Origin of the sequence: Kribbella sp. NPDC048915 (assembly GCF_040649595.1) — a bacterium.
In the GTDB taxonomy this organism is placed as follows: domain Bacteria; phylum Actinomycetota; class Actinomycetes; order Propionibacteriales; family Kribbellaceae; genus Kribbella.
Genome location: NZ_JBEZFT010000006.1, coordinates 1 through 26,178, shown reverse-complemented (window position 1 = coordinate 26,178; position 26,178 = coordinate 1). Strand labels below are relative to the sequence as shown.

The following is a 26,178-nucleotide window of genomic DNA, read 5'->3' as shown; positions in this document are numbered from 1 at the left end:
GTACGTCGGCCGTGCCAACGGTGAAATCGTCGGGCCTGCCAACGAGCGTGCCGTCGGCAGCGGTGCGATCGCACGACGCAGGCATCCCGGCGGCACCAGCGGGCGAGGCGGCGGCGCCGACCCGTTTGATGGTTCAGTCCGTCGGGATCGACATCCCGATCCGCGCGGTCGGCGTGGCCGCCGACGGCCAGATGGAACTCCCGCCGAACCCAGCCGTCATCGGCTGGTACCGCTTCGGCCCAGCGCCCGCGAACCCGGAGGGTTCGGTGGTTCTCGGCGGCCATCTCGACAGCAAGGAGTACGGTGTCGGGCCGCTGGTCCGGCTGCGCAAACTCCGGGCGGGGCAGCTCGTCCGGATCACGTCGTACGGCGGACGCACGACGACGTACCGTGTCGACTCGGTCCGTGAGGTCGACAAGCATCGGCTGGCCCTCGCGGACGTGTTCGATCGGAGCGGAACGCCCAGGCTCCGGATCGTGACGTGTGGCGGACCCTATGATCCGGACAACGGTGGATATCAGCAGAACCTGGTCGTCGGTGCCGCGCGCATCTGATGGGACGGCCAACGGCCGGGCTAGAGTCGCTGCCGTGACCAGCATTGCCGGCGAACCCACGCCGGCCGAGATCGCCGAGGGCTTCGCCGCGGGACGCGAGGACAGTCTCGCGGCCGCGTACCGGCGCTGGTCGCGGCTGGTCTACACGCTGGCGCTGCGAGGACTCGGTGACCGGGGCGATGCGGAGGATGTGACCCAGCAGGTGTTCGTGTCGGCGTGGCGGGGGCGGCAGACGTTCGATCCGGCGTCCGGTGCGCTGGGGTCCTGGCTGACCGGGATCGCCAGGCACCGGATCGCGGACCGGCTCGAGGCGCGCAATCGAGACCGCCGTAACGCGGCGGCCGTGGGGGAGGGTACGGCGGTGCGGGCGACCGTCGACGACCAGCTCGTGGACCGCGTGCTGCTGGCCGACGAACTCGACCGCATCGGCGAGCCGCGGCGGACGATTCTGCGGCTCGCGTTCTACGAAGACCAGTCGTATCCGCAGATCGCGGAGCGGCTGAACCTTCCGCTCGGCACAGTGAAGAGTCACGCGCGGCGTGGCCTACTGTCCTTGCGGGACCGTTTGAAGGAGGTGAACAGTGACGCATCTTGACGAGGAACTCCTGGCCCAATGGGCGCTGGAGGGAACCGATCCCGACCCGGACGCGGCTGACCACCTCGCGACCTGCGCCGAATGCCGGGCCGCCCTGTCCGAACTCCGCGCGCTCAGCGGCGAGCTGCGCGAGGTCCCGGAACTCTCGACGCCGTCGACGGCCGTCTGGTCCGGCATCACGACCGAACTCGGCCTCGATTCCCCAAGTACCCAGCAGCAAACCGCCGCGGCGCAGGGCCGGCGGTACGGCCGTGGCATGCTGGCGCTGGCCGCCGGCGTGGCGGTGATCGCCGGGATCGGCATCGGCCTCGGCGCGGCGCAAGTGCTGGACAGGGACGACAAGACCACGCAACCGGTGGCCGTCGTGCAGTTGGAACCGTTGCCCGGGAAGAGCGGTGGCGGTACGGCGGACCTCATCCAGTCCGGCAACGAGCTGCAGGTCTCGGTCGAAGGACTCGACGCCGGCGACGGGTACTTCGAGCTCTGGCTGATCAACGCCGACGGCGAACGGATGGTCTCGCTCGGCGTCCTCGACCCGGCGACCGGCGGCACGTTCCGGATCCCCGACAACGCGACCGCCGAGGGCTACCGGATCGTCGACGTCTCCCTCGAGCCGAACGACGGCAACCCCGCCCACTCCCGCGACAGCGTCGTCCGCGGCACCCTCCCCAGCTGAGCTGCAACCAATGCGTCCTTGACCTTGACACCGTGTCAACCCGGAAGGTGGCTGCATGTTCACCATCGGAGACTTTGCGGCGTTCGGGCAGGTGTCGGCGCGGATGTTGCGGCATTACGACGCGCTCGGGCTGCTCCGGCCGGCCGTGGTCGATCAGGTCACCGGCTACCGGTACTACTCGGCCGACCAGTTCAGCCGGCTCAACCGGATCGTGGCGCTCAAGGACCTCGGGTTCAGCCTGCAGCAGGTCGGGGAGATCGTCGACGCGAAGCTGTCCGCCGAGGAACTGCGCGGCATGCTGCGGATGCGCCAGGCGCAACTGGAGGACGAACTGGCCCGCAGCACAGCGCGCCTGACGAGCGTCGAGGCAAGGCTCCGGCTCATCGAGAAAGAGGGTCACATGCCGACTGACGACGTCATCCTGAAACGCATCGCCCCGCTCCGGGTCGCCGAGCTGTCCGCGATCTCACCGAGCTACGACGGTGCCGACATCGGCCCGGTGCTCCAGCCGTTGTTCGGCCAGGTCTTCGAACGGCTCTGGAAAGCCGGGGTCAACCCGTCCGGTGCACCGATCGCGTACTACGAGGACGCCGAGAACGACACGATCCGCGTGCACGCCGCCGTACCTGCCGAAGCCGGTACGGCGGCGGACCTCGAGTTCCTCGAGCTCCCGGAGCTGGACCAGGCCGCCACCATCGTCCACCAGGGCGACATGATGGAGGCCGATCGCAGCATGCAGACGCTGGCCCGGTGGATCGAGGACAACGGCTACCGCAGCCAGGGGTATGCCCGGGAAGTGACACTCCAGTTCGACGAGAACGACCCGGCGAACTGGGTGCACGAGTTCCAGATCGCGGTCACAACACCAGACTGACCGTCGCGAACGAATGCGGCGGCAGGCTCACCCGCAGGCCGCGCGGCTCCGGCTCCACCGTGAGCGGGACCGGAGCCACCGCGTCCGGCGCGGCGGCCGAGTTGTACGCCTGCGGTTTCGATGCCGTCAGCAACCGCCCCGACGACTCCCAGGACGACTCGCCGCGCAGGTCCAGCACGACGTCCAGTGCCGTCTCGGCGTCGAGGTTGCTGAGCGACACCAGCGCGCGCCCGTCTTTCACCGACGCCGATGCAGACAGCAACGAAATCTCGGTGTCGTCGACGGAGCACGACGGCATGTCCAGGACGTGCACCGGCAAGGCGGCGGCGTCCTGATGGCCCTTGTTCATCTCGAACACGTGGTACGTCGGCGTTCGCACCAATCCGCCGTCCTCGGAAGTCAGCAGCATCGCCTGCAACACATTGACGGTCTGTGCGATGTTTGCCATCACCAACCGTTCCGCGTGCCGGTGGAACACGTCGAAGTGCAGGCTCGCGACCAGCGCGTCGCGCATTGCGTTCTGCTGGTACAGGAAGCCAGGGTTCGTCCCCGGCTCCACGTCCCACCAGGTGCCCCACTCGTCCAGGACCAGGCCGATCTTCCGCTCCGGGTCGTACGCGTCCATCAGCGCGGAGTGCGCGCGGATGATCCGCTCGATGTCCTGCGCCTTCGCCATCGTCCGGTAGTAGTCGTCGATGCCGAACTCGGTGGCGCTGCCCTTGTTCTCCCAGGTGCCGGCGATCGTGTAGTAGTGCACGGAGATCGCCTGGAAGATGTTCTTCGGGTCGCGCCCGCAGCCGAGGCAGCTGACCGCCTTCAGCAGCGCCTCGGTCCAGGCGAGATCGTCGTTCGAGGCGCCGGCCGCGATCCGGTACAGCTTGTTGTCGCCGTGGTCCTTCAGGAACGTCGCGTACTGCCGGGCGAGATCGGCGTACGCCTCCGCCCGCTGGTTCCCGCCGCAGCCCCAGGCTTCGTTGCCGATGCCCCAGAACGGCACCTGCCACGGCTCGTCGCGCCCGTTCGCCTTGCGCAGCCGCACCATCGGGCTGTCGCCGTCGCGGGTCAGGTACTCGACCCACTCGCTCATCTCGCGTACGGTCCCGCTGCCCACGTTGCCGTTCACGTACGGCGCCGCGCCCAGCAGCTCGCACAACGCCATGAACTCGTGGGTGCCGAAATGGTTGTTCTCCTCGACGTTGCCCCAGTGGGTGTTCACCATCGACGGCCGGTCCGCCTTCGGGCCGATGCCGTCCTTCCAGTGGTACTCGTCGGCGAAACACCCGCCCGGCCAGCGCAGGTTCGGGATGTTCAGCGCCCGCAGCGCCTCGACGACGTCCAGCCGGATCCCGCGCTCGTTCGGGATGCCGGAGTCCTCGCCGACGTAGAAACCGCCGTAGATACAGCGGCCGAGGTGCTCGGCGAAGTGGCCGTACAGGTGCCGGCTGATGGTCGGTCCGGGGACGTCGAGGTCGATCACGACCCGTGCTTCAGGCATCAAAGCCCTCCTGGTTCTCTACAGTGGCCCCATGGGGAAGCCGTCCGGCGTGGTGACGATGGCCGATGTCGCCCGGGTCGCCGGGGTGTCGACGATGACGGTCTCGAACGTGATCAACGGCCGCCCGCGCGTCGGTGCGGAGACGCGCGAACGCGTGCTGGCGGCGATCGGCGAGCTCGGATACCAGGTGAATCTCGCGGCCCGGCACCTGCGCGCGGGCCGCACCGGCGTGATCGGCCTGGCGGTTCCCGAACTCGAACGCCCGTACTTCGCCCAGCTGGCCGCCCGCCTCGCCGACCGGTTCGAGGCGCACGGCCTGCGCATCGTCACCGAACGGACCGGCGCCAGCCGCGAAGGCGAACTGGAGGCGGTCGCCTTCTCCCGGCTGCGGATGTACGACGGTCTGATCCTCAGCATCGTCGACATCGACCCGGCCGAACTCGGCCAGCTGCGCACCGACGCGCCGGTGGTGATGATCGGGGAGCGGGCGCTGCCGTCGCGCTTCGACCACGTGATGATGGACAACGTCGACGGCACCCGCCAGGCGGTCGGGCACCTGCTCGCCACCGGCGCGCGCCGGATCGCGATGATCGGCGGCGACCCAGGCGGTACGGCGACAATGCCCGCGCTCCGCGCCGAGGGCTACGCGCTCGCGCACGCCGACGCCGGCGTCCCGGTCGATCCGGAGCTGAACGTGCGCTGCTCCTTCGGGCTGCGCGACGGGTACGACGCGATCGGCGTACTGCGCTCGCGCGGGATCGCGTTCGACGCGGTGTTCGCGCTCACGGACGTGGTGGCGATGGGCGTACTGCGGGCACTTGCCGACGCCGGCCTGCGGGTGCCGGAGGACGTCCAGGTGGTCGGCTTCGACGACATCGACGAGGCGGCGTACCTCGTCCCGGCGCTGACCACGGTGAACCCGGGGCACGACGAGATGGCCGACGCGATCACCACGCTGCTCACCGCCCAGCTGGACCACGCCGGCGGCGAGCCGAAGGAAATCGTCGTGCCCGCCCGGCTGGTGCTCCGCGGCACGACCCGCTGAACCTCGTCCGCGTCGCACAGGTCAAGATATATCGATAAACCACCCACGCTGACAAGAGCCCTGCGCCCTCCGCGTCACGCCATGCCGTGCCATGCCATGCCGTGCCACGCCGCACGCCACGCCGCACGCCACGCCGACGTCGGTCCATGCCCACGTCCAGGGGTTGCCCACTGAAGTGGAGGGTTGCCCCCTGGAATTGTGAGTGGGCAACCCTCCACTTGAGGGGTTGCCCACTCGCCTGGAGGGTTGTGCCGAGGGGAGGGGTGGCCCGTCGCTCCCGTTTCCTGCCGTGCTCGATCAAACGAGGGTTTTCGGCGTATGGCGGGAGAAATACCTCCTACTTCGAGGCGATAACTCTCCTAAGACGGCTTCCGTGGGGGCGTGATGCCTGTCGAGTTGGGGGGTTGCCCGTCGAGGTGGAGAGTTGCCCATCTGGAGGCGGGGTTGCCTGCTGCGGATTCTCTGCGGGAGCTCCCCCGTGCGGGGGTGGGGGGTTCGCACGGGGGAGCGTAAGAGCGCCTCGGCGGGATCACCGCCGAAACTGGCCGCGAGGTGGTCGGTCTACTGCAGGAGTTCGGTGATCTGCTGCAGCTGTGCAGCGTTCAGCGGACCGAACTCGACCGCGCGGGCGTTCTCCTCGGCCTGGGCGACGGTCCGGAAGCCGGGGATCGGGACGGTCCGCGGGCTGCGCGCCCACAGCCAGGCGAGGGCGCCCTGGGCGAGCGTCCGTCCGTCGCTCTGCAGGACGTCGCGGATCGCGGACACCTTCTCCCACCACTCTGCCGCGGGCTTGCCGCCCTCGTCGAAGTACCGCAGCCAGGCCGGTGGCAGCGTCCGGATGTCCGCGCCGGTGGCCGGCGTCTTCTCGTCGCGACGACCGAGGATGCCCATCCCGAGCGGGGTCCGGTTGATGCTCGCCAGGTTCTCGCGCTCGCACAGCGCGAACATTGCCGGCGCGTCGTGCAGGACGCTCGCCTCGTGCTGGATCGCGGCGCAGTGCTCGCCCTGGGCGAACAGCGCCGCGCTGTGCACGGTGTCGGTGCTCCACGCGTACGCCCGGATCAGCCCTTCGCGGATCAGTTCCTCGCAGGCCTCGCGCAGCGGCAGTGCGATCTCGTCCGTGGTGTCACAGTGCAGTTGGTAGAGGTCCACGTAGTCGGTGTTCAGCCGTTCGAGGGAGGCCCGGACGGCCTTGTGGACGTACTCCGGTGATGTGTCCTGGTGGTGCATCACCCGGGTGGCCTCGTCGAACGTGTTGCCCCACTTGGTGGCGATCACCACCTGGTCGCGGATTCCTTCGAGCGCCTTGCCGAGTACGCGTTCACTGTGGCCGGCGCCGTACACGTCGGCGGTGTCGAAGAACGTCACCCCGAGCTCGACCGCCCGCCGGATCGCCCGCACCGACTCCTCGTCGTCGACCTCACCCCAACCGAGCGGCTCCCCACCCGGCGTGCTGAACGGCCCCCCGATCGCCCAGCAGCCGAAGCCGACCGGACTGACCTCGATCCCAGCTCTTCCCAACGTGCGCATTTCCATACCCCCGACCCAACCAGCCCCGCCGCCGTCGGTCCAATGAATCTTTCTCCCGGATTTGATGCATCAGACGCATCAACCAAATCTAACAGCACTTATATAAGTGCTGTTATGATCGGCCCATGGAGGATCCCAGCGAGCAGAGTTTGTGGCGGCCGTTGCACGAGTTGCTGGCCCGGATGGACGGCGAGATCGGGCGGATCTACGCCGAGCGGGGCATCGAGGGGCTCAAGCCGACGTACGTCCGGGAGCTGCTGCAGTTGCATTTCAGAGGCCCGCTGACGATCACCGAGCTGGCCGACGCGGTCGGGCGGACGCATTCGGCGCTCAGTCAGAAGGTGGCCGCGATGCGGTCCGCAGGTCTGGTGCGGACCGTGCCGGGCGCGGACGCGCGGAGCAAGCGGGTCACGCTCACCGCCAAGTCCAAGAAGCTCGTCGAGTTGCTGGCCGCAGAGTGGCGAGCCACCGAGGCCGCGATCGCCGAGCTCGAGGCCGAGCTGCCGTACCCGATGAGCCAGGTCGTCCGTGATGTCGAGGAAGCCCTGGCCCGCAAAGGCTTTCACGACCGCATCGCGGAGAAGCTGCGGTGAAGCGCGCGTTCATCGATCTCAGCCCGCTGCGCGTACCGACGTACCGGCGGCTGTGGATCGGTCAGGTGCTGTCGGCGTTCGGCGGCCAGTTGACCTTCGTCGCGGTGATGTTCCAGGTCTGGGACCAGACCGCGAGCCCCGCCTGGACCGGTGCGGTCGGCCTCGCGCAGGCGTTGCCGCTGATCGTGCTCGGGCTGTTCGCCGGCGCGCTCGTCGACCGGTTCGAACGGCGCCGGATCTACCTCGTCACCACGATCGGGCAGTTGCTCACGGCAACCGTCATGGCGAGCCAGTTGGCCGTCGGCCGGGTTCTGGTCGGCGTCCTGCTGGCGCTCGTCGCGGTCCAGTCCGCCCTCGGCGCGGCGGCCGGACCGGTGGCGCGGACCGTGCTGCCGCAACTGCTGACGCGTGATCAGCTGGCTGCCGGCCTCGCGCTCAACCGGATCGGATTCCAAGGCGCGATGCTGCTCGGCCCCGCGCTCGGCGGCGTGATCATCGGCGCGTGGGGTGTCGGTGTCTGCTACTTCGTCGACGCGGTCACCTTCCTCGCCGCGCTGTACGGCGTCCTCGGCCTGCCGGCGATGCGCCTGGAGACCACCGCCAAGCCGGGGTTGCGCGGGGTGTGGGACGGGTTGGTGTTCATCACCGCGACGCCGGTGATCAGGGGTGCGCTGATCACCGATCTGGCGGCAACCGTGCTGTCGATGCCGATCAGCCTGTTCCCGGTGATCAACGCGGAGCGGTTCGGCAACAATCCGCGGACACTCGGCCTGTTCCTGACCGCGATCGCCGTCGGTGGCGTGGCCGCGTCGGTGTTCTCCGGCTCGTTCACCCGGCTGCCACGGCACGGGCTGGTGATGTTGTGCGGCTCGGCCGCGTGGGGGATCGCGCTGCTGCTGTTCGCGTTCTCGCCGTGGGCGTGGGTCGCGTTGGTCTGCCTCGCCTTCGCGGGCGCAGCGGATACCGTCGCGGTTGTCTCGCGCGGCACGATCGTCCAGTTGCACACGCCGACCGAGTTGCTCGGGCGGGTCAGCGCCGCCGAGCAGATCGTCGGCTCGGCGGGACCGGACCTCGGCAACCTGCGCGGCGGCGTGGTCGCTCAACTGACGTCGCCGGTCGCCGCACTGGCGTCAGGTGCGCTGCTCTGTGTCGCCGCCGTCGCAGCGGTGGCCGGAACGACACCAGGATTGCGCGCGCCGGAACCTGTCCCCGCTCAGGACTGACGGCGTTACGGCTGCAGACCGACGGTGCGGAAGCCGGCGTTGCCCATCGACGAGTCCGGCGTGTTCGACGAGCGGGCGGCGACGCGGTAGCGGTTGCAGTACGAGTCGTGGCACAGGTACGAACCACCGCGGATCACCCGCGCCGCACCGAGCGACGGGCCCTGCGGGTTCTCGGTGGGGGAGAACTTGTAGTACCGCGGACCGAACCAGTCGGCGCACCACTCCCAGACGTTCCCGACCATCTGCCACAACCCGAACCCGTTCGGCCGGAACGTCCGGACCGGAGCAGTGGTGAGGTACCCGTCTTCCTCGGTGTTGGTCCCCGGGAACTCGCCCTGCCAGATGTTGCACTGCCACTGGCCGTCGTCGTCGAGCAGGTCGTCGCCCCACGGGTACCGGGCGTTCCCGAGTCCGCCGCGGGCGGCGTACTCCCACTCGGCCTCGGTCGGCAGCCGTCGGCCGGCCCACTTGCAGTACGCGACGGCGTCGTTCCAGCTGATGTGCACGACGGGATGGTCGTCGAGCCCGTCCAGGTCGGAGCGGGAGCCGCCGGGATGCCGCCAGTCGGCGCCGCGGACGCCGGCCCACCACGGCGTACCGGCCGCCGGGCCCATCACCTCGTCCGGCTCGGCGGCCAGCGCGAGGTGGAACACGGCGGAGAACCCGAAGGTCTCCGCCTCGGTCCGGTACCCGGTCGCGTCGACGAAGCGCGCGAAGTCGGCGTTCGTCACGCTGGTCGCGTCGATGCTGAACGGCGCGACCTCGACGTCGTGGACCGGCGTTTCGCCGTCGGCGGCGTTCTCGTCGCCGTGGGTGTTGCCCATCGCGAACGAGCCGCCGCCGAGCACGACCTGCTCGACTCGATGCTCGCCCGGTGATCCGGCTGAGGTAGGTGGCGGGAGCGGGAGGTCGAGCGGGGTCAAGGCTCGTGCGGGCGCGCAGCAGGCCGGGTGCTCGTCGCTCATGCCCGCCAGCTTAATCGGCGTCGCGGCGGCTCAGCCGAGGTGTGGCGGGCCCTGCTCGATCCGACGTAGGATCGGGTCGAGCCGGTAGAAGTCGCTGCCGCCGATGAGCTGCCGCTCGTCCCACCAGGTCGCCCCGGCCTCGGCGAGCGGCTCGATCAGGGCGCGGGCCTGGGCCGGATCGCCCGGGCTGATCCCGCCGACAATCACGTCGTACGTCGCATCGCGGCCGGCGCGTTGTTCGCCGATGAATGCGATCAGGTCCCGCAGTTCGTCGACCGGCGGTGCCTCGCCGTGATTCGCGGACGCGAACAGCGGTACGGCGCCGTCCCAGCGCGCGGCCCGGCGCATCGGGGCCTTGCGCGGCCAGTACCCGGCGATCCACACCGGCGGCCGCGGCTGCTGCACCGTCGCGGGCAGCAGTTCGACGTCGTCGACCCGGTAGTGCGCGCCGCTGTGGTGCACGCGTTCGCCGGACCAGTACGCCGTCAGCAGGTCGAGGCCCTCGTCCAGCCGCGCGGCCAGCACCTTCGGGTCGGTCTCGTCGCCGAAGCTGCCGAACTCGTCGTCGATCGGTCCGCCGAGTCCGGCGCCGAAGATCACCCGGCCGCCGCTCAGCCCGTCGAGTGTGGCGACCTGCCGGGCGAGCTGCTCGGGCCGGCGCCGCGCGATCGGCGTGACCAGCGGACCGAGCTTGATCCGCGAGGTCGCGAGCGCTGCCGCGGTCATCAGCATCCACGGGTCGCCGAACGGCTGCCCGCGCCGCCGCTCCTTGCTGTGCACCACGTGGTCCCACAGGAACAGGCCGTCCCAGCCGGCCTCCTCGGCCGCCGTCGCCACCCGGGCTACGGTCCGGGCGTCCGCGAAGTCGCCGAAGTTCGGGATGTTGATCGAGAAGCGCATGCGTCACTCGCTCAGTCGTAGGTGGAGGAACGGAATCGTGTCGCCCGGCAACAGGTACGTCTCGACCTCGACGAAACCGTGGGCCTTCGCGAACCGTACGCCGTCGGTGTTGCTGCTCAGGATGTGCGTCTCGATCCCGTCGCCGAGCTTCCGCCCGCGGCGTAGGCAGTGCTCGTAGATCGCCGTACCGAAACCACGTCGCCGGTAGGCCGGGAGCACCCGGGCGATCACGACCGCCGCCGCGCTCTCCTCCGACGGCGGTCGGACGGTGGAGCAGCCGACCAGCACGTCACCGTCGTAGGCCACCTCGAGCACGTTCCGCGTCGAGCGCTCGCGGATCTCGTCGACGGACAGCGGGGCGGTCGGGATGATCTCGTTGTGCACGCGCTGCCAGTCGAGCAGCGTCCGGTCGTCGGCGACCGGCACGATCCGCAGTTCACTCACTGGGCAACCCAACCTCCGCGCGAGGCTCGCGGTCAAACCGAATCCCCCTCGCCTGCGGAAGTAGTACGGTCCATGGCTTGCGGATCTTGTTCGTGGGTAACAGCTTCACGGCGCGGAACAACCTGCCCGGCCTGATCAAGAGCCTGGCCGCCGCGCGGGACCTCACGGTCGAGTCGAAGCTCATCTCGGCCGGTGGGGCGTCGCTGCGGCAGCATCTCAACGCGGGCAAGGCCCTCGACGACATCGCGACCGGCGGTTACGACACCGTCGTACTGCAGGAGCAGAGCACGCTGCCGATCAAGAGCCCGGACCGCTTCCGCGCGAGCGCCCGTGACTTCGGCGAGGCGATCAGCGCCGCCGGCGCACGCACCGCGCTGTACCTGACCTGGGCCCGCCGCAACGCCCCGGAGACCCAGCAGGCACTGACCGACGCGTACGGCGCCGCCGCAGTGGAGCTCGGTGCGACGCTCGTACCGGTCGGCATGGTGTGGGAACGCTTCTTCGAGCGGTACGACGAGCCCGCGCTGCACGATGCCGACAACAGCCATCCGGCGCTCGCCGGGAGCTACCTCGCCGCCTGCGTGTTCCTGATCGCCTTGCTCGAAGCGGACCCGGTCGGCATCGACACCCCGGTCAAGGGTCTCGACGCCGAGACCGCGGCCCTGCTTCGCCAAGCAGCGTGGGACATCTGCAGCTCTATGTAACCTTGCGGATCTGCTCGAGGACGGTGATCGGCGCCAGCATTGTGGCGTCGTCCAATGGTGCCTTCCCGGTGTCGAGCATGTCGAGGAAGATCTTGAGGCCGGGGAGTACGTAGTCCGAGGACAGCCCGATGTCGTGGCTGAGCAGTCCGGTGCGGCCGACCACCTCCGCGTGGAACGGCACCCGCCCGTCGCCGGTCGGCTTCACCAGTTGCAGCGTCACGAGTACGTCGCCGGTCCGGTAGCGAGCTACCACGGTCGATCCGACGCGCTCCACCGTCACCGGACCCGGTTCGCCCGGAACCAGCCGCTGCGCCACGTCGGCCGCGTGGATGCCGTAGAAGAAGATCCCGCTGTACTCACTGTCCGGATCGGCCGGCCCGGTCACGGTCACCGCCTGCAGCTCACCCACCTCGGCAGCGGCGAGTGCGTCCGCGTCCGGCACCCAGCGCACCGCGGAGTACGACGTCACCGGCGCACCGCCGCGTTGCGCCGCGTCCAGGATCGCCCGCGCATCCGCCGTACTCGCGGCCAGCGGCTTGTCCACCCACACCGGAACGCGCGCCTCGAGGAACGGTACGGCGTGCTCACGGTGCAGGGCGCCGTCGCGGCTGGTGACGATCAGCGCGTCGACGCTGCCGAGCAGATCGGTCGTCGTCGGCACCAGCTGCGAGATGCCACCGGCGTCGGCCAGCTTGCGATTGCGTTCGTCGTCCGGCCCGACCAGCGCCACGATGCGCGTGCTGCCGTCGACCGGATGGACGTTCAGGTGCTCGATGATGTGGTCGGCGTGGCTGTTCTCGGTGCCGACGAGGGCGACGCGCCGGGTCATCAGGGCTCCTTCAGTTCGACCGGTTGCCCGGTGCGGGCGGACTCGTAGACGGCGAGGACGGTCGCCAGCGAGCGGCGGCCGTCCTGCAGTGTCACCGCCGGCGGCCGGCCGTCGCGGACGGCGGCGATGAAGTCGCGGTACTGCGCCAGGTGCGCGACCTGGGTCGGACCCCAGCCGTCCGGCCCGTCGACCACCGGCGCCTCGGGTGCGCCGGCGTCCGCGGCCGCGAAGTACGCGAGCTGGTCGTCGTCGAGGATCGCCGTCCCCTGATCGCCGTGCACCGTCAGCCGCACCGGGCGGCCCGGGTACGCCGCCGTACTGGCGAGCATCAGCCCGATCGCCCCGCTCTCGAAGCGGATCGACGCGCCCGCGAGGTCCTCGACCTCGATGCCTTCGTGCGCGAGCCGGCCGGTCTGCGCGCTGACCTGGACCGGGCGGCCGAGCATCCAGACCAGCAGGTCGAGCGCGTGGATGCCCTGATTCATCAGCGCGCCGCCGCCGTCGACAGCCAGCGTGCCGCGCCAGTCGTCGCCGTCGTAGTACGACTGCGGCCGGAAGAACGCCGACTCGGCGATCCCCGAGGTCACCCGACCGAGCGCGCCGCCGTCGATCGCGGCGCGGATCTGCGCGACCGGCGGCTGGAACCGCCGCTGGCTGATCACCGACACCGTCAGCCCGGTCTCCCGCTGCACGTCGATCAGCCGATCGGCCGCGGCGAGCGTGATGTCCACCGGCTTCTCCACGATCACGTGCTTGCCCGCACGCAGCGCCTCGATCGCGACGTCGGCATGCAGCGCGCTGGGCAGGCAGATCGCGACCGCGTCGATCTCTTCCGCCGCGTAGGCCTCGGCCGGTGTCGCGTAGGCGCGGCCGCCGTACTGCGCGACGAGCTCGCCGGCGCGCTCGAGGTTCTGGTCGACGACGGCGGCCAGCACCGCCTCCTCGCCGAGGGTGTCGACAAGGCGAGCGTGCACGGCGCCGATCACACCGGCTCCGATGAGCGCGAAACGCATAGAACCTCTCTTCAGTCGGTCGTTTCTTCAGCTGTCTGTGCAGTTGTCTGAGCTGCCGTCCACGGGATCGGTGCGCCGCCGGTCTCGGCGGACCGTTGCGCGAGCAGGGCGAGCCGCGTGGCCAGCAGGCCGCGCTCGGTGGTGATGTCCGGCTCGTTGCCTGCAGCAAGCGCCTGCAGGGGAAGCTCGGCCGGGCGGAAGCCGGTCGGCAACGGTACGTCGTGCGGCGCCAGCTCGGTGGTGGTGAGGACGAGCCGGTTCCGGGCCCAGAGCAGCTCGGCGGTGCCCTCGGTGCCGACCAGCTTCATCCGGTAGTCGCCGTGCACAGGCGATCCGGCCGGCGTCATCCAGTCCACGCCCGCGGTCACGAGCGCGCCGGGTCCGCTCAGGGTCGCCACGCCGTACGAACTGCCCACGGTCGAACCGCTCACGCTGCCGCCGGTCAGACCGGTGAACAGCAGCGCGGCGTCGATGTCGTGGACAGCGAGATCGTTCAGGATCCCGCCGTACCGGGCGCGGTCGAAAAACCAGTCCGGGCGGGTCGGCCGGTTCAGTTTGTGCGGGCCGGACGACGTGACGCCATGGATCGTGCCGAGCCGGTCCGCGATCTCCAGGGCAGCCAGCGTCACCGGGTAGTACCGCTTCTCGAGCAGCAGCGTGACATGGCGGCCGGTGCGGCGGGTTGCCTCGGCGATCGCGTCGAGATCCTCGAGCGTCGTGCACAGCGGCTTGTCGGCGATCACCTGACAACCGGCCTCGAGCGCGTCGACCACGACCCGGCCGCGGTCGCCGTAGATCCCCGCGACCATGACCACGTCGGGCTTCGCCGCGGCGAGCATCTGCCGGTGGTCGGTGAACACCGCCGCGCCGTACGGCGCGGCCCACTGCTCGGCGGTCGCGTGGGACGGATCCGCGACCGCGACCAGCTCGAACTCCGCGACCTGGTCGACCTCCGCGGTCGCGTAGGCGACGTGCGGATGGGCGGCGCCGGCGATGGCGATGCGGGTCATGATGGTGATTCCAGCATGCAACCGGTTGCAGGTCAACGCGTCACGGCGCGTTCCGGGGCGGAGCGGCGGTGGTCGCGCGGGTCACCAGGTGGGTCGAGATCGTGATCGGGCCGGTGGCCGGCCCGGTCGATTCCAGCAGGTCGACCAGCAGTTTCGCGGCCGCCGTACCGGCCGTCGCGGCACCCGCGGAGACGCTGGTCAGGGCAGGGGTCATCAGTGGGGCGAGGGTGTCGTCACAGCCGACCAGACTGAAGTCGCCGGGCACCGAGAGGCCGCGCACCTCGAGCCCGGCCAGCACGCCCTGCGAGACCACGTCGTCGAACGCGATCGCCGCCGTCGCGCCGGACCGGACCAGCGCCGCGACCGAGTCCCGCCCGGCCGCATAGGTCGGACGGCCGACCTCGATGACCTCCACCGTCAGCCCGGCCGCCTCGGACGTCTGGGTCAGCACCGCGCGGCGCTGCTGGTCCGACCACGAGTCCCGCGGGCCGGCCAGGTACGCGAGCCGCTCGTGACCGAGTTTCCGCAACAACAGCACGGCCTCTGTCATGCCGCCGGACGAATCGATCAGCACCCGCGGGATGCCGTCCAGGTCGCGATTCACCAGGACGACCGGCCGGTGCGCGGCGAGGTCGCGGATCAGGTCCTCCGACAACCGCGGCGAGGCGAGCACGAAACCCTCGACCTGCGGGCCGAGTCGCGCGATCAGCTTCGCCTCCCGCTCGGCGGACTCGTCGGAGTCGCCGAGGAACACCGCGAGGTCGGCGGCCTCCGCGGCCAGTTGCAGGCTGCGCACCAGCGGCGGGAAGAACGGGTTCGCGATGTCCGGTACGACGACGGCGATGTTCCCGAACCGCCCGGTCGACAGCGCGCGCGCCGCCTGGTTGCCGACGTACCCGAGTCGCGCGGCCACCGCGCGGACGTGCTGGACGGTCTCTGGACTGAGCAACTGCGGCCGGGTGAACGCGCGCGAGACCGTCGACCGCGACACCTCGGCGGCGGCCGCCACGTCGCGAATCGTGACCCCGGACGGGCGGGGCGAACGCGGTGACATGCGACCACGATAGTGCAACCGGTTGCAGAACCGCCTCCGGTCGATCGGGTGCACCGGGTAATCCGTGCGCGGTGGCTTCAAAGCGGCGCGGAAACGAGTAACACTGGACTGGCGGGGGGAGCGTTGCGGGTCCGGTTGTGAGACCGGCCGATGGGCACTGGGGTGAACATGGTGGACGTCGAGCTGCGATATCTGCGGATCTGGCGGGCAGCCGTGATTCTGCTCGCGGTCGTCGGGGTACTTGCCGCGCTGGTGTTCGTGTCACCGACGACCAACCTGGCGGTCTTCGTCGTGGCCGCCTTCACAGCCGGAGCGCTGTGTCTGAGTATCGGTCTGGGCCGGGAACTCCCGTCCTCGGACCTGCTGTCCACGGTGCCGCGCGGTGCGGTGCTCGGTGGACTGGGCGTGATCTCGATCTGCGGGTACGCCGCGGCGATCGGGATGCGGACGGTGACGCTGCTCCTGCTCGTCGTGGGCGTGTCGCCACCAGTCGTCGGCTGGCTGCGATCCGGCCGCTCCGGGCAGACCGAGCGGACTGAGCGGACTGGGCGGACCGGGCAGACCGAGCGGCCGGGCCTGGCGGTGCCGAGCCTCCCGCGCCCGCTCAAGTTGCCCAAGGCATCGATCCGGCACCGGAAGCCCTGGCGGAGGCCGGTGCCCAAACCGGCCCGGAAGGCGGTCCGGGAGCTGGCCGGCAACACCGTCGAGCCACCCGCCGAGTGGCCGATGCCGAGTTTCGTCCATGCCGTGGTGCGGAGCGTCGGCGAGCTCAGCGACGAGGAGCTGTGCCTGGCCTGGCGGCGCAGTTTCAGCCAGCTGCAGCGGCCGATGAGCGCCGACCAGCGCCAGGCGATGATCGACGTACGGCGCGCATACCTGGACGAACTCGAACGCCGCCACCCGGAGTCGTTCGCGAGCTGGCTCGCCTCCAACCCGCGCGCGGCCGGCAACCCGGCCCGCTTCTTCATCCACCGCGCCGACCACTGAGGCCGGCGCGGGTCCGGTCAAGGGAGGCTGTTGCGCAGGTCGGCGGCGATCAGTTCGACCGCATGCCGGCCGGCGGACAGGGCGGCCGGGAAGTTCAGGAACGCGTGCATCGTGTCCGCGTACTCGACCAGGCGCGCCTCGTCCAGCCGGGCCGCATACGCGAGCGCGTCGTCGCGTAACCAGTCCCGCCCGGCCGCGAGCACGAGGGCGGGCGGAAGCCCGGCGAGGGACTCGGCCCGCAGCGGAACGGCGGTCGCCGGTACGTCACCTTTCGGGAAGTACCACTCGAACCACTCCGCGTCCCGATGCAGGTCGAGCGTCGGGTAGCAGAGGATCTGGCGATCGGGGAGCGGCGCGCCTTCGTCCCGCGCGAGCAGGCACGCGCCGGCCGCCAGCGCCGCGCCCGCACTCTGCCCGCCGACCGCGACCCGGCCGTCGCCCTCGAGGTTCTCCCGAATCCACCGCAGGGTCTCGTGAACGTCCAGCAGCCCCGCCGGGAACGGGTTCTCGGGCGCGAGCCGGTAGTTGAGCGAGACCACCGTGATGTGCGATCGGGCCGCGATCCCGGATGCCGCGTACTCGATGTCACGCAGATGCCCGCCGATGAACGCGCCGCCGTGCAACCACAGCAGCACCGGCTGCGGCGACCGCGACATCCGATAGATCCGTGCTTCCAGCGACCGCCCCGGCAGGTCGATCACGAGGTCCGCGACGCTCGGCCGCGGATCACGCTCACCCGCCAGCGCCGGATCGGGCAGATCCTCACGGTCGGCCAGCAGCGCCTGATACGGGTCCAGACCGGGGTACCCGGGCTGGTCGGCGAGCAGCTTTTGCAGTGCGTCCGTCTCCGGACCGTACGCCGGACTGTCGACAACCTCGTGGCTCATACGTTGATCAGTCCCAGGTGGCGTGCGGCGTGCGCGAACAGCACCCCGTCCGGTGTCGTCGACACGTACTCCGCGAGCGCCCCGATGCCGCCGTCGAACCCGGCACCCGTTGACGGATCCGCCCAGGTGTCCTCGTCGTACTGCGCGATCTCGTCCAGGAGCGCGGCGCCGACACCGCGGAACCGGTGCAGCACGAGTTCGGACGGGATCCGTCGTCCCGCCTCGACGCCACCGAGGTTCATCGCGCGCCCGATGTCAGGTGTCTCCCAGCGCGGGTCGAGGCTCCAGTGCAGATGGCCCGCGCGGGCGTCCCGCAGTACGGCGAGGGTGATTTCGTCCCACATCAGCACGTGCGCGACCAGGTCGTGCAACGAGTCGCAGAAGTCGCCGAGCGGCCCGGCCGTGACGTCGTACGGGGCGCGGAGTTCGGCTTCGGTCAATCCTTCGGTCCGGCCCAGCAGCAGATCCTGATCGCGCCGGATCAGCTCCACCGCCTGCGCCGGTGTTGTCGTGGCTGTACGCATGCGGACAATGAATCAGGCCGGGCAGCGTGGCGCCGGTCGATTGCGCGAACAGCTCAATCCAACGGCCGGTTGATCCGATGCGCGACACTGGTCCCCGGCCGTCAGCACCGGCCGGCGACAACGGGCATGGACAACTGAGGGAGCGGCTGTGCGGATCGGGATCGTCGGCGCGGGTGGGGTAGGCGGATACTTCGGCGCGCGATTGGCCGCCGCCGGGCAGGACGTGGCGTTCGTGGCCCGGGGCAAGCACCTGGAGGCGATCACCGCCGACGGGCTCGTGGTCCACAGCCCGGCCGGTGACCTGCAGTTGCCGGTGCAGGCGACCAGCGACCCGGCCGTCATCGGGGTGGTCGACTACGTGCTGATCTGTGTGAAGACGTGGCAGTTGCCCGAGGCGATCGAGTCGATCCGGCCGCTGGTCGGCCCGGACACCGCGATCGTCACCGTACAGAACGGAGTCGAGGCGCCAGAGCAGGTCGCCGCAGTGTACGGGCGCGGCGCCGTACTGCCCGGTGCTGCCGAGGTCATCGCGTACGTCGAGGGTCCGGGCGTCATCCGGCATCTCGGCAATGGCAAGCTCAACTTCGGCGAGTGGGACAACCAGGTCACCTCGCGCGTGGAGCGGCTGCGGGACGCGATCGTCGCATCCGGACTGCAGGTGCGGGTTCCGGACGACATCTGGGCGGCGTTGTGGACGAAGTTCCTCTCGGTCGTCCCCGGTGGCGGACTCGGTACGGCCACCGGCGCTCCGTACGGCGTACTCCGCGCGCATCCGCCCACGCGACGGCTGCTCACCTCGGCGATCGCCGAGATCCGCGACGTTGCGCTCGCCCGCGGGATCACGCTGCCCGAAGACGTCGTACCGAGCACGCTGGCCTGGATCGATCAGCTGCCGGCCGACGGGACCACCTCACTGCAGCGCGACCTGATTGCGGGGCGTCCGTCGGAGCTCGATGCCTGGACCGGCGCGGTCGTGCGTCTCGGCGCCGACGCCGGCGTCCCGACTCCGGTGAACACCTTCCTCTACGAGCTGGCTACTGCCAGAGCGCTTGCTGCTGGCAACTGATTCCTGTCGCGGTTACTCGAGTCCGAGGTCGGTCAGGACGTCCGGAACCGGGCGGTTCGGCGGGGCCGCGGTGACCAGGCCGCGGATGCAGCCGGTCATCACCATCCGGAAGTACGCCTCCGAGGTGATCGGCGGCAGTTCGAGGACCGCCGGGCCGAGCAGTTCGTCGGAGGCGAGCAGGGCGTGGACCTTCGCGAGCTCCCGCTGGTTCGGCCCCTCGTGGTACGGCCGGTGGCGTTCCTCGGCCGCGGTCAGGTTGATCGCGAGCGACGCGACCGTACCGGACATCATCACCGCACCGGCCGGACTGTAGCCGCGCCGGCCGAGGGCTTCAACGGCCTCCCGCTGCAGGCGCACGCCGGACGCGCCGCGCGGGAACAGCCCCTGCATGTACGCCGCGAGTCCCGGGTGCTCGAGGAGGAACACGCGGAGCTGGCGAGCGAACGACAACAGGTGCGCCGCGACGTCCTCGTCCGGGTCGTCGACGATCTGCAAGTCCCGCAGTACGGCCTCACCGACCACCGCCTCGAGGCCGTGCTTGCCGTCGATGTGCCGGTACAGCGCAGTCGGGGTGACGCCGAGCGCGGTGGCGACCCCGTTCACGGTGAGGTCGGACAGCCCGAGTCGCAGACCCTCCCGCTCGATGTCCGCGAGCGTGACCTGTGCCTGGCGGCCGCCGGTCTTCCGGCGGGGCGGATTCGCTGTCACAACGCTCCTTCTCGGGGCTGACCTCAAAGTTATGCTACTAACTTAGATCGATACCGTCACCGACGGTGATTGTTCTGTCCCTACTCCTTCAGGAGATCATGGTGAGCGCACCTCGCCCCACCCGGCGCACGATCCTCAAGGCCGCCGGCGGGCTGACTGTCGCCGCCGGCCTCGGCGCCGGCACCATTCTGGCCACTTCGGCCGCCGCGAACGCCGCCGACGACGGATTCGGCCTGCACATCACTGAGCGGAACGAAGCCGATCCACGGATGCGGTACTACCGCTTCGCGACCGACCAGATCGGCTGGGACCCCGCCGTCAACGTCCTGCTCCCGAGCGACTATCACACCAGCGGCCGGACGTACCCGGTCCTGTACCTGCTGCACGGCGGCCTCGGCGATTTCATCGAGTTCGACCGCCTCCGCATCCGCGAGTGGACCGCGAATCTGCCGATCATCATCGTGATGCCCGACGGCGGCAAGGCCGGCTGGTACTCCAACCCGGTCGCCTCCAACACCGGCCCGCGGAACTGGGAGAACTTCCACCTCAACCAGCTGGTGCCGTGGATCGACGCCAACTTCCGCACCTACGCCGAGTTCGCCGGCCGCGCCGTGTCCGGCTTCTCGATGGGTGGCTTCGGCGCGCTCAAGTACACCGCGAAGTACTACGGCCACTTCGCCTCGGTCAGCTCCCACTCCGGCCCCGCCAGCCTCCGCCGCGACGCCGGACTGGTCGTGCACTGGGCCAACGTCTCCTCCGCGACCGTCGACCTCGCCGGCGGCTCGATCTACGGCGTACCGCTCTGGGACGAGAAGCGCGTCAGCGCCGACAACCCGATGGAGAACATCGAACGCTACCGCGGCAAACGCATCTTCCTCGTCGCCGGCACCAGCCCCAGCCCCGACCCGTTCGACTACGCCAACGAAACCCAGGTCCTGGCCGGCCAGCGCGAATTCAAAGCCGCCCTCGACCGCGCCAACATCCCGTACATCGCCCACGAAGACGAAGGCGGCCACAAGGTCCGCATCAACCGCATGACCGAAGACCTCAACGGCATCATCGCCCACCTCAAGAAGGCCTGACCCCTCCGTGGCAGCCGGCGGCCCCTCGACGGACCGCCGGCACCCCACTTCCGCACCCACCCCACCAGCGCGCCGCCCTCGGGTCGCCTGGGCGGCACCCGCTGGATCGCTGCGCAGGTTGCCGCTGGCGGCTTCTTTCGCCGCTGGCGGTTTGTAACCCGTCAGCCGCAACACAAGCCGGCAGTGCCGGCGGGGGGCGGGGAGGGCTAGTCGGTGGCCAGGCGGGTGAGGAGGTGGGCGAGGGTTTGTTGTTCTTCGGGGGTGAGGCGGGACAGTTCCTCCGCCATGACGGCTCGGCGCTTTTCGCGGAGCGTGCTGAGGATCTTGCGGCCGGCGGGGGTGAGGTCGACCAGGGTGGCGCGGCGGTCGCTCGGGTCCGGGGTACGCGCGACCAGGCCGGCGGACTCGAGGTCGTCGACGACGGAGGTCGCCGAGCGGGGCACGATGCCCAGGCGCGCGGCCAGTTCGCTCAGGCGTAGTGCCGCACCGGCGCCGTCGAGCGTTCGCAGTACCCGGAACTGGCCGTGCGTGACACGTTCGCCGAACTCCTCCCGCGACGCTCGCCGCTGGCGCCGAACGATGCCGTCGAGCAAGCCGGCGATCTGCTCCGCGATGTCCTCGGCCTCAGGCATGCCCGAAGCCTAACGGGCCCTACCCCAACCCCCGCGGCAACAGCCACACCAGCCCAGCCCCCGAACGGCCGTACCTCCTGCCGACGTGCCCCGGCAGCAGGGAATAGCTGAAGATCTTGTGAGGTTCACTCATAGTGAGTTAGACTCAGTATATTGGTTCGAACGGAAGGAACTGGATGTCGCAGATTTCTGGGTTACCCGGTGGGGGAGGCGGCGGCGGGCGTGCGATGCGGTCGTTGTTGAAGGACTCCTCCGTTCGGCATCACAAGTTGTCGGCGGGGACGTTGCGCCGGATCATCGGGTTCGCGCGCCCGTACCGCGGCTGTCTCGCCGTCTTTCTGGTGCTCGTTGCGCTCGACGCCGGCACCGGCGCGGCGGCACCGTTGCTGTATCGCGAGATCATCGACCGCGGCATCGTCCCCGGCAATGCGAAGCTCGTCGTCTGGCTCGCGCTCGTGGTCGCCTTGCTGGCGATCCTGAACAGCGCGATCACCCTCGCCGAACGCTGGTTCTCGTCGCGGATCGGCGAAGGTTTGGTGTACGACCTTCGTACCGCGGTCTTCGATCATGTGCAGCAGTTACCCGTCGCGTTCTTCAGCCGTACGCAGACCGGCGCCCTCATCCAGCGCCTGAACGGTGACGTCCTCGGCGCACAGCAGGCGTTCACCTCAACCCTGTCGAATGTCGTCAGCAATCTGCTCAGCGTCACGCTCGTGCTCGCGGCAATGTTCGTGATGTCGTGGCAGATCACGCTGCTCGCGCTCGTGGTGCTCCCGTTGTTCGTGATCCCCGCCCGCCTGCTCGCCGGGAAGTTGCGCGAGGCAACCTCCGAGACGTACAAGCTCAATGCGACCATGGCGCAGACCATGACCGAGCGGTTCAACGTCGCCGGCGCGGTGCTCGCCAAGGTGTTCGGCCGGACGGAGGACGCGTCGCGTGAGTTCGCGGGCAAGGCCGCGCGGGTTCGCGACATCGGCGTCACCACGTCGATGTACGCCGGGGTGTTCCGCGTCTCGCTGACCCTGGTGGCGGCGCTCGCGGTCGCGCTGGTGTACGGCGTCGGTGGTGTCTTCGCGGTCGAGGGGATGCTCGGAATCGGTACGGTCGTCGCGCTGACGGCGTACCTGAACCGCCTGTACGGCCCGCTGACCGCCCTGTCAAACATCCAGGTCGACGTGATGACCACCCTGGTCAGTTTCGAGCGCGTGCTCGAGGTGCTCGACCTGCCGCCGATGGTTGCCGATCGCAAGGATGCGGAGACGCTGCCCGCCGACGCGGAGCCGTCGATCGAGTTCGACCAGGTGTCGTTCCGCTACCCGTCGGCCGACGAGGTATCGCTCGCTTCGCTGGAGTCGGTCGCGACGTTGTCGGCCGAGGCCGGTGAAGAAGTGCTCAAGGACGTGACGTTCACTGTCGAGCCCGGCCAGCTGGTCGCCGTCGTCGGTCCGTCCGGCGCCGGCAAGTCCACGTTGTCGTCGCTCGTCTCGCGGATGTACGACGCGACAGGCGGTGTGGTCCGCGTCGGCGGGTACGACGTACGCGACGTCACGCAGGCGTCCTTGCGCGCGGTGATCGGAGTCGTCACGCAGGACTCGCACATGTACCACGACACGATTCGCGCCAACCTGCAACTGGCGCGCCCGGACGCAACCGACGACGAACTGCACGCGGCGCTGGAGGCGGCGCAGATCGCGACGCTGGTCGACAGCCTGCCGGACGGTCTGGACACCGTGGTCGGCGACCGCGGGTACCGCCTCTCGGGTGGTGAACGCCAGCGTCTCGCGATCGCCCGGCTGCTGCTCAAGTCGCCGTCGATCGTGATCCTCGACGAGGCCACCGCCCACCTCGACTCCGAGTCCGAGGCCGCCGTCCAGACCGCGCTCGCGAACGCGCTGGTCGGCCGTACGTCGCTGGTGATCGCGCACCGCCTCTCGACGATCCGCAACGCAGACGTCATCCTCGTCCTCGACGACGGCCGCATCCAGCAACGCGGCACCCACGAGGAACTCCTCCGCGAAGGCGGCCTGTACGCCGACCTGTACGCAACCCAGTACGCCGCAGCCGCCTGACCGATCCGGCGGACCTCCAGGTATGCAGAAACCGCCGCTGAGGCCCTGTTCGGCACCGAAATGCGGGGTTCTGCATACCTGGACGTCCACGCGCGGCCAGGCGGGCGGGCCGGACGTGCTCAGCAGACGGACCCCAGGTCGCGAGACCGGCATCGGTCGGGAGAGGATCACGACATGAGAGATCGGATGACTGCGGCCGCTACGGAGCTGGTGTACGACGCTCCGGCGGAGGACTGGTTGGCGGCGTTCCCGCTCGGCAACGGCCGGATCGGGGCGATGTGGTTCGGCGGGACCGGCCGGGACCGGATCGCGCTGAACGACGAGACGCTGTGGTCCGGGAGCCCGGAGACGAACCGCCGGCTCGCGACGCCGGGTGGGGAGGTCGGTGCGGCCGCGGTTGATCGGGTTCGGACCGCGTTGGCGCGAGGGGACGTCCGTGCGGCGGAGGAGCTTTCGACCGCGTTCCACAGCGGTTACTCGCAGACCTACCTTCCGCTCGGTGACCTGTTGCTGGACTTCCAGGGCGCGGGTGATGTGACGAGCTACCGCAGGCGTCTCGACCTGGACACCGCGGTCGCTCGGGCCGAGTACGAGGTGGACGGTGCAGCGGTCTGGCAGGAGGTCTTTGTCAGTGCGCCGGCGCAGGTATTGATCCTACGTCTCGGCAGTTCGCGGCCGCTCACGGTCGCCCTCAGTCTGACCTCGCAGCTCCGCGCGACCACGCAGGCGCTCGGCGGCGACGGGCTCGCGCTGCTCGCGACCTGCCCGTCGTCCGTCGCGCCGCCGCACGCCGACGTGCCGGATCCGGTTCAGTACTCCGACGGCGCGGACCGGGGGATGAGCGCGGCCGTCGTACTGCGCTCGCGCACCAACGGCACTGTCACCGCGGCCGACGACCGCCTGACGATCACCGACACCACGGAGTTGCTCGTCGTCCTCTCCACCGCGACCGGGTACGTCGACCCGCACACCGCCCCGACCCGCACCGCCGAGGAATGCCGAGACGCTGCGGACGCCACGGTCCGCGCCACCCTGACCCAGGCAGAGGGAAGCAACGAGGGGCTCCGCGCCGAGCATGTGGCCGACTACCAGGCACTCTTCCGTCGTTCGGTCCTGACGCTCCCGTCGAGCGCAGACCTGCCCACCGAGTTGCCCACCGACCGCAGGCTGACCGAGGCCGGCGACGACCCTGCGCTGGCGGCCTTGATCTACAACTTCGGGCGCTACCTGATGCTCTCGAGCTCGCGGCCGGGCGGGCTGCCGACCACGCTGCAGGGGATTTGGAACGAGCACCTCCAGCCGCCGTGGAGCAGTAACTACACGGTCAACATCAACACCGAGATGAACTACTGGCCGGCCGAGGTCACCTCGCTGTCCGAGTGCCACCAGCCGCTCCTCGACTACGTGCAGCAGCTCGCCCGAGCAGGCAGTCGGACTGCCGAGCAGTTGTACGGCGTTCGCGGTTGGACCGCGCATCACAACGCCGACGCCTGGTGCTGGACGGCGCCGGTCGACGGCAACCCGAAGTGGTCGAACTGGCCGATGGCCGGCGTGTGGCTGTGCCGCCATCTGTGGGACCACTACGCGTTCACCGGCGACCGCGAGTTCCTGCGCGATGCCTGGCCGGTGCTGCGCGGCGCCGCCGAGTTCTGCCTCGACTGGCTGATCGAACTCCCGGACGGAACGCTCGGTACGTCGCCCTCGACCTCCCCGGAGAACGAGTACGTCGCCCCCGATGGGCAGCCGGCCTCCGTGAGCACGTCGTCGACGATGGATCTGTCGCTGATCGCCGACCTGTTCGACCGCTGCGTGCAGACGACCGCCGAGCTCGGCATCACCGACCCGCTGATCGCCGACATCGAGACCGCTCGCAAACGGATCCCTGAGCCGACAATCGGTGGCCGTGGGCAACTACAAGAATGGCTCGCGGACCTCCCCGAGGCCGAGCCGCAGCACCGCCACACCTCGCACCTGATCGCGCTCCACCCCGGCGATCAGATCACTCCGGACGGTACGCCGGAACTCGCCGCGGCCGCTGCCCGCACCCTGGAGTTGCGTGGTGACAAGAGCACCGGCTGGTCGCTGGCGTGGCGCATCTCGTTGTGGGCCAGGCTGCGTGACGGCGAGGCCGCGCACCGGCTGGTTCGCGAACTCCTGACGCCCGCGTCGGATTCGGGCACGGACTACGTGGGTGACGGGTCAGGCCTGTACCCGAATCTGTTCTGCGCGCACCCGCCGTTCCAGATCGACGGCAACTTCGGTGCGACCGCCGGGATCGCGGAGATGCTGCTGCAGAGCCACACCGGGGAGGTCGAACTGTTCCCGGCGCTGCCGGACGTCTGGTCGGAGGGGTCGATCACCGGTCTGCGCGCCCGCGGCGGCATCACGGTCGACCTCGACTGGTCCGCCGACGGCGCCCACGCCGTACTCACGGCCGACCGGGACACCACGGTCACCCTCCGCCACGGTGAGCACCGCGCAACCCTGGCGCTTCGCGGAGGCGAAAGTGAAACGATCGCGCTCCGCCAAGGCGAAGCACACACCCGCACCCAGATCCACCGGTTGGCGCGCCGTGACCAGCCGTGACCCGGCGGCGGCGCGAAAAACCTGAAATCGAACGATCTGAAGGGACCTGAAACGACGCGGGGCGGCCGCGGACCGGGTCCCCGGGCGCCCCACCGCGTCAGGTTTTGTGGTCATACAGAGCGGGCAGGGGGTC

Annotated in this window: 26 protein-coding genes; 13 read left to right on the top strand and 13 right to left on the bottom strand. The window is 69.9% G+C overall.

Annotated elements, in window-relative coordinates; genetic code table 11:
* The first annotated feature begins 62 nt into the window (after nucleotides 1-62).
* Genes AB0B82_RS05195 through AB0B82_RS05180 form a run of 4 tightly spaced genes read left to right on the top strand, consistent with a single transcriptional unit; the run spans nucleotide 63 to nucleotide 2,699 of the window.
* Nucleotides 63-554 (top strand): class F sortase, encoded by a 492-nt coding sequence (locus AB0B82_RS05195; protein ID WP_360162699.1) that lies wholly within the window; start codon nucleotides 63-65, stop codon nucleotides 552-554.
* Between the two features lie 34 nt (nucleotides 555-588).
* Complete coding sequence (locus AB0B82_RS05190) at nucleotides 589-1,149, top strand: sigma-70 family RNA polymerase sigma factor (RefSeq protein WP_360162697.1); 561 nt, start codon at nucleotides 589-591, stop codon at nucleotides 1,147-1,149.
* Nucleotides 1,136-1,825 (top strand): anti-sigma factor, encoded by a 690-nt coding sequence (locus AB0B82_RS05185; RefSeq protein ID WP_360162695.1) that lies wholly within the window; start codon nucleotides 1,136-1,138, stop codon nucleotides 1,823-1,825. The genes AB0B82_RS05190 and AB0B82_RS05185 overlap by 14 nt, the downstream gene beginning before the upstream one ends.
* Nucleotides 1,826-1,880: 55 nt before the next feature.
* Nucleotides 1,881-2,699, top strand: a complete 819-nt coding sequence (locus tag AB0B82_RS05180) for a MerR family transcriptional regulator (RefSeq protein WP_360162693.1) — start codon at nucleotides 1,881-1,883, stop codon at nucleotides 2,697-2,699.
* Here the strand turns inward: AB0B82_RS05180 and AB0B82_RS05175 are convergent.
* A complete protein-coding gene (locus AB0B82_RS05175; RefSeq protein WP_360162691.1) occupies nucleotides 2,683-4,194 on the bottom strand; it encodes an alpha-L-arabinofuranosidase C-terminal domain-containing protein in 1,512 nt (503 codons plus the stop codon). The genes AB0B82_RS05180 and AB0B82_RS05175 overlap by 17 nt on opposite strands.
* Before the next feature lie 31 nt (nucleotides 4,195-4,225).
* Between AB0B82_RS05175 and AB0B82_RS05170 the strand changes: the two genes are divergently transcribed.
* A complete protein-coding gene (locus AB0B82_RS05170; RefSeq protein WP_360162689.1) occupies nucleotides 4,226-5,239 on the top strand; it encodes a LacI family DNA-binding transcriptional regulator in 1,014 nt (337 codons plus the stop codon).
* 561 nt (nucleotides 5,240-5,800) lie between these two features.
* On the opposite strand, the gene AB0B82_RS05165 is transcribed toward AB0B82_RS05170, so the two are convergent.
* On the bottom strand, nucleotides 5,801-6,769 hold the full coding sequence (locus AB0B82_RS05165) for an aldo/keto reductase (protein ID WP_360162687.1): 969 nt from the start codon (nucleotides 6,767-6,769) through the stop codon (nucleotides 5,801-5,803).
* A gap of 125 nt (nucleotides 6,770-6,894) precedes the next feature.
* Here AB0B82_RS05165 and AB0B82_RS05160 point away from each other — a divergent pair, with 125 nt between their 5' ends.
* Nucleotides 6,895-7,362 (top strand): MarR family transcriptional regulator, encoded by a 468-nt coding sequence (locus tag AB0B82_RS05160; RefSeq protein WP_360162685.1) that lies wholly within the window; start codon nucleotides 6,895-6,897, stop codon nucleotides 7,360-7,362.
* A complete protein-coding gene (locus AB0B82_RS05155) occupies nucleotides 7,359-8,585 on the top strand; it encodes an MFS transporter (protein WP_360162683.1) in 1,227 nt (408 codons plus the stop codon). Before AB0B82_RS05160 ends, AB0B82_RS05155 begins: the two co-directional genes overlap by 4 nt.
* Before the next feature lie 5 nt (nucleotides 8,586-8,590).
* Here AB0B82_RS05155 and AB0B82_RS05150 read toward each other — a convergent pair whose 3' ends face one another.
* The 3 genes from AB0B82_RS05150 to AB0B82_RS05140 are packed head-to-tail and all read right to left on the bottom strand — an operon-like array spanning nucleotide 8,591 to nucleotide 10,894.
* Complete coding sequence (locus AB0B82_RS05150; protein ID WP_360162681.1) at nucleotides 8,591-9,550, bottom strand: formylglycine-generating enzyme family protein; 960 nt, start codon at nucleotides 9,548-9,550, stop codon at nucleotides 8,591-8,593.
* A 30-nt stretch (nucleotides 9,551-9,580) separates the two neighbouring features.
* Nucleotides 9,581-10,450 (bottom strand): LLM class flavin-dependent oxidoreductase, encoded by an 870-nt coding sequence (locus AB0B82_RS05145; protein ID WP_360162679.1) that lies wholly within the window; start codon nucleotides 10,448-10,450, stop codon nucleotides 9,581-9,583.
* 3 nt (nucleotides 10,451-10,453) lie between these two features.
* Nucleotides 10,454-10,894, bottom strand: a complete 441-nt coding sequence (locus AB0B82_RS05140) for a GNAT family N-acetyltransferase (RefSeq protein ID WP_360162677.1) — start codon at nucleotides 10,892-10,894, stop codon at nucleotides 10,454-10,456.
* A gap of 77 nt (nucleotides 10,895-10,971) precedes the next feature.
* Here AB0B82_RS05140 and AB0B82_RS05135 point away from each other — a divergent pair, with 77 nt between their 5' ends.
* Nucleotides 10,972-11,598, top strand: coding sequence for a hypothetical protein (locus AB0B82_RS05135; protein ID WP_360162675.1), 627 nt, complete (start codon nucleotides 10,972-10,974; stop codon nucleotides 11,596-11,598).
* On the opposite strand, the gene AB0B82_RS05130 is transcribed toward AB0B82_RS05135, so the two are convergent.
* The 4 genes from AB0B82_RS05130 to AB0B82_RS05115 are packed head-to-tail and all read right to left on the bottom strand — an operon-like array spanning nucleotide 11,591 to nucleotide 15,504.
* Nucleotides 11,591-12,427: a Gfo/Idh/MocA family oxidoreductase gene (locus AB0B82_RS05130; RefSeq protein ID WP_360162673.1), complete on the bottom strand. Its 837-nt coding sequence runs from the start codon at nucleotides 12,425-12,427 to the stop codon at nucleotides 11,591-11,593. The two genes, AB0B82_RS05135 and AB0B82_RS05130, sit on opposite strands and share 8 nt — an antisense overlap.
* On the bottom strand, nucleotides 12,427-13,440 hold the full coding sequence (locus tag AB0B82_RS05125) for a Gfo/Idh/MocA family oxidoreductase (protein WP_360162671.1): 1,014 nt from the start codon (nucleotides 13,438-13,440) through the stop codon (nucleotides 12,427-12,429). Before AB0B82_RS05125 ends, AB0B82_RS05130 begins: the two co-directional genes overlap by 1 nt.
* Before the next feature lie 11 nt (nucleotides 13,441-13,451).
* The gene (locus AB0B82_RS05120) at nucleotides 13,452-14,450 is read right to left on the bottom strand and encodes a Gfo/Idh/MocA family oxidoreductase (RefSeq protein WP_360162669.1); all 999 of its coding nucleotides are present in this window, start codon (nucleotides 14,448-14,450) and stop codon (nucleotides 13,452-13,454) included.
* Between the two features lie 40 nt (nucleotides 14,451-14,490).
* A complete protein-coding gene (locus AB0B82_RS05115; protein ID WP_360162667.1) occupies nucleotides 14,491-15,504 on the bottom strand; it encodes a LacI family DNA-binding transcriptional regulator in 1,014 nt (337 codons plus the stop codon).
* Between the two features lie 150 nt (nucleotides 15,505-15,654).
* Here AB0B82_RS05115 and AB0B82_RS05110 point away from each other — a divergent pair, with 150 nt between their 5' ends.
* The gene (locus AB0B82_RS05110; RefSeq protein WP_360162665.1) at nucleotides 15,655-16,491 is read left to right on the top strand and encodes a hypothetical protein; all 837 of its coding nucleotides are present in this window, start codon (nucleotides 15,655-15,657) and stop codon (nucleotides 16,489-16,491) included.
* A gap of 17 nt (nucleotides 16,492-16,508) precedes the next feature.
* On the opposite strand, the gene AB0B82_RS05105 is transcribed toward AB0B82_RS05110, so the two are convergent.
* Both AB0B82_RS05105 and AB0B82_RS05100 read right to left on the bottom strand, forming a co-directional pair.
* Nucleotides 16,509-17,378 (bottom strand): alpha/beta hydrolase fold domain-containing protein, encoded by an 870-nt coding sequence (locus tag AB0B82_RS05105; RefSeq protein WP_360162663.1) that lies wholly within the window; start codon nucleotides 17,376-17,378, stop codon nucleotides 16,509-16,511.
* Complete coding sequence (locus tag AB0B82_RS05100; RefSeq protein WP_360162661.1) at nucleotides 17,375-17,902, bottom strand: DinB family protein; 528 nt, start codon at nucleotides 17,900-17,902, stop codon at nucleotides 17,375-17,377. Before AB0B82_RS05100 ends, AB0B82_RS05105 begins: the two co-directional genes overlap by 4 nt.
* Before the next feature lie 148 nt (nucleotides 17,903-18,050).
* Between AB0B82_RS05100 and AB0B82_RS05095 the strand changes: the two genes are divergently transcribed.
* On the top strand, nucleotides 18,051-18,968 hold the full coding sequence (locus AB0B82_RS05095; protein ID WP_360162659.1) for a 2-dehydropantoate 2-reductase: 918 nt from the start codon (nucleotides 18,051-18,053) through the stop codon (nucleotides 18,966-18,968).
* Between the two features lie 12 nt (nucleotides 18,969-18,980).
* Here AB0B82_RS05095 and AB0B82_RS05090 read toward each other — a convergent pair whose 3' ends face one another.
* Nucleotides 18,981-19,676: a TetR/AcrR family transcriptional regulator gene (locus AB0B82_RS05090; protein ID WP_360162657.1), complete on the bottom strand. Its 696-nt coding sequence runs from the start codon at nucleotides 19,674-19,676 to the stop codon at nucleotides 18,981-18,983.
* Nucleotides 19,677-19,741: 65 nt separating this feature from the next.
* Here AB0B82_RS05090 and AB0B82_RS05085 point away from each other — a divergent pair, with 65 nt between their 5' ends.
* Nucleotides 19,742-20,758 (top strand): alpha/beta hydrolase-fold protein, encoded by a 1,017-nt coding sequence (locus tag AB0B82_RS05085; protein WP_360162655.1) that lies wholly within the window; start codon nucleotides 19,742-19,744, stop codon nucleotides 20,756-20,758.
* A 206-nt stretch (nucleotides 20,759-20,964) separates the two neighbouring features.
* On the opposite strand, the gene AB0B82_RS05080 is transcribed toward AB0B82_RS05085, so the two are convergent.
* Entirely contained in the window at nucleotides 20,965-21,390 is a 426-nt protein-coding gene (locus AB0B82_RS05080; RefSeq protein WP_360162653.1) for a MarR family transcriptional regulator, read from the bottom strand.
* A gap of 176 nt (nucleotides 21,391-21,566) precedes the next feature.
* Here AB0B82_RS05080 and AB0B82_RS05075 point away from each other — a divergent pair, with 176 nt between their 5' ends.
* Together AB0B82_RS05075 and AB0B82_RS05070 are read left to right on the top strand one after the other, a co-directional pair.
* On the top strand, nucleotides 21,567-23,459 hold the full coding sequence (locus AB0B82_RS05075) for an ABC transporter ATP-binding protein (RefSeq protein WP_360162651.1): 1,893 nt from the start codon (nucleotides 21,567-21,569) through the stop codon (nucleotides 23,457-23,459).
* 174 nt (nucleotides 23,460-23,633) lie between these two features.
* Nucleotides 23,634-26,045: a glycoside hydrolase N-terminal domain-containing protein gene (locus AB0B82_RS05070; protein WP_360162649.1), complete on the top strand. Its 2,412-nt coding sequence runs from the start codon at nucleotides 23,634-23,636 to the stop codon at nucleotides 26,043-26,045.
* Nucleotides 26,046-26,178: the final 133 nt, after the last annotated feature.

What these genes read in the sequence shown, in the direction of transcription:
- AB0B82_RS05175 (WP_360162691.1), bottom strand. Translation starts at nt 4,194, where the DNA reads ATGCCTGAAGCACGGGTCGTGATCGACCTCGACGTCCCCGGACCGACC.
- AB0B82_RS05075 (WP_360162651.1), top strand. Translation starts at nt 21,567, where the DNA reads ATGTCGCAGATTTCTGGGTTACCCGGTGGGGGAGGCGGCGGCGGGCGT.
- AB0B82_RS05100 (WP_360162661.1), bottom strand. Translation starts at nt 17,902, where the DNA reads ATGCGTACAGCCACGACAACACCGGCGCAGGCGGTGGAGCTGATCCGG.
- AB0B82_RS05115 (WP_360162667.1), bottom strand. Translation starts at nt 15,504, where the DNA reads ATGTCACCGCGTTCGCCCCGCCCGTCCGGGGTCACGATTCGCGACGTG.
- AB0B82_RS05105 (WP_360162663.1), bottom strand. Translation starts at nt 17,378, where the DNA reads ATGAGCCACGAGGTTGTCGACAGTCCGGCGTACGGTCCGGAGACGGAC.
- AB0B82_RS05120 (WP_360162669.1), bottom strand. Translation starts at nt 14,450, where the DNA reads ATGACCCGCATCGCCATCGCCGGCGCCGCCCATCCGCACGTCGCCTAC.
- AB0B82_RS05180 (WP_360162693.1), top strand. Translation starts at nt 1,881, where the DNA reads ATGTTCACCATCGGAGACTTTGCGGCGTTCGGGCAGGTGTCGGCGCGG.
- AB0B82_RS05130 (WP_360162673.1), bottom strand. Translation starts at nt 12,427, where the DNA reads ATGACCCGGCGCGTCGCCCTCGTCGGCACCGAGAACAGCCACGCCGAC.
- AB0B82_RS05160 (WP_360162685.1), top strand. Translation starts at nt 6,895, where the DNA reads ATGGAGGATCCCAGCGAGCAGAGTTTGTGGCGGCCGTTGCACGAGTTG.
- AB0B82_RS05170 (WP_360162689.1), top strand. Translation starts at nt 4,226, where the DNA reads ATGGGGAAGCCGTCCGGCGTGGTGACGATGGCCGATGTCGCCCGGGTC.
- AB0B82_RS05125 (WP_360162671.1), bottom strand. Translation starts at nt 13,440, where the DNA reads ATGCGTTTCGCGCTCATCGGAGCCGGTGTGATCGGCGCCGTGCACGCT.
- AB0B82_RS05145 (WP_360162679.1), bottom strand. Translation starts at nt 10,450, where the DNA reads ATGCGCTTCTCGATCAACATCCCGAACTTCGGCGACTTCGCGGACGCC.
- AB0B82_RS05070 (WP_360162649.1), top strand. Translation starts at nt 23,634, where the DNA reads ATGAGAGATCGGATGACTGCGGCCGCTACGGAGCTGGTGTACGACGCT.
- AB0B82_RS05080 (WP_360162653.1), bottom strand. Translation starts at nt 21,390, where the DNA reads ATGCCTGAGGCCGAGGACATCGCGGAGCAGATCGCCGGCTTGCTCGAC.
- AB0B82_RS05165 (WP_360162687.1), bottom strand. Translation starts at nt 6,769, where the DNA reads ATGCGCACGTTGGGAAGAGCTGGGATCGAGGTCAGTCCGGTCGGCTTC.
- AB0B82_RS05150 (WP_360162681.1), bottom strand. Translation starts at nt 9,550, where the DNA reads ATGAGCGACGAGCACCCGGCCTGCTGCGCGCCCGCACGAGCCTTGACC.
- AB0B82_RS05110 (WP_360162665.1), top strand. Translation starts at nt 15,655, where the DNA reads ATGGGCACTGGGGTGAACATGGTGGACGTCGAGCTGCGATATCTGCGG.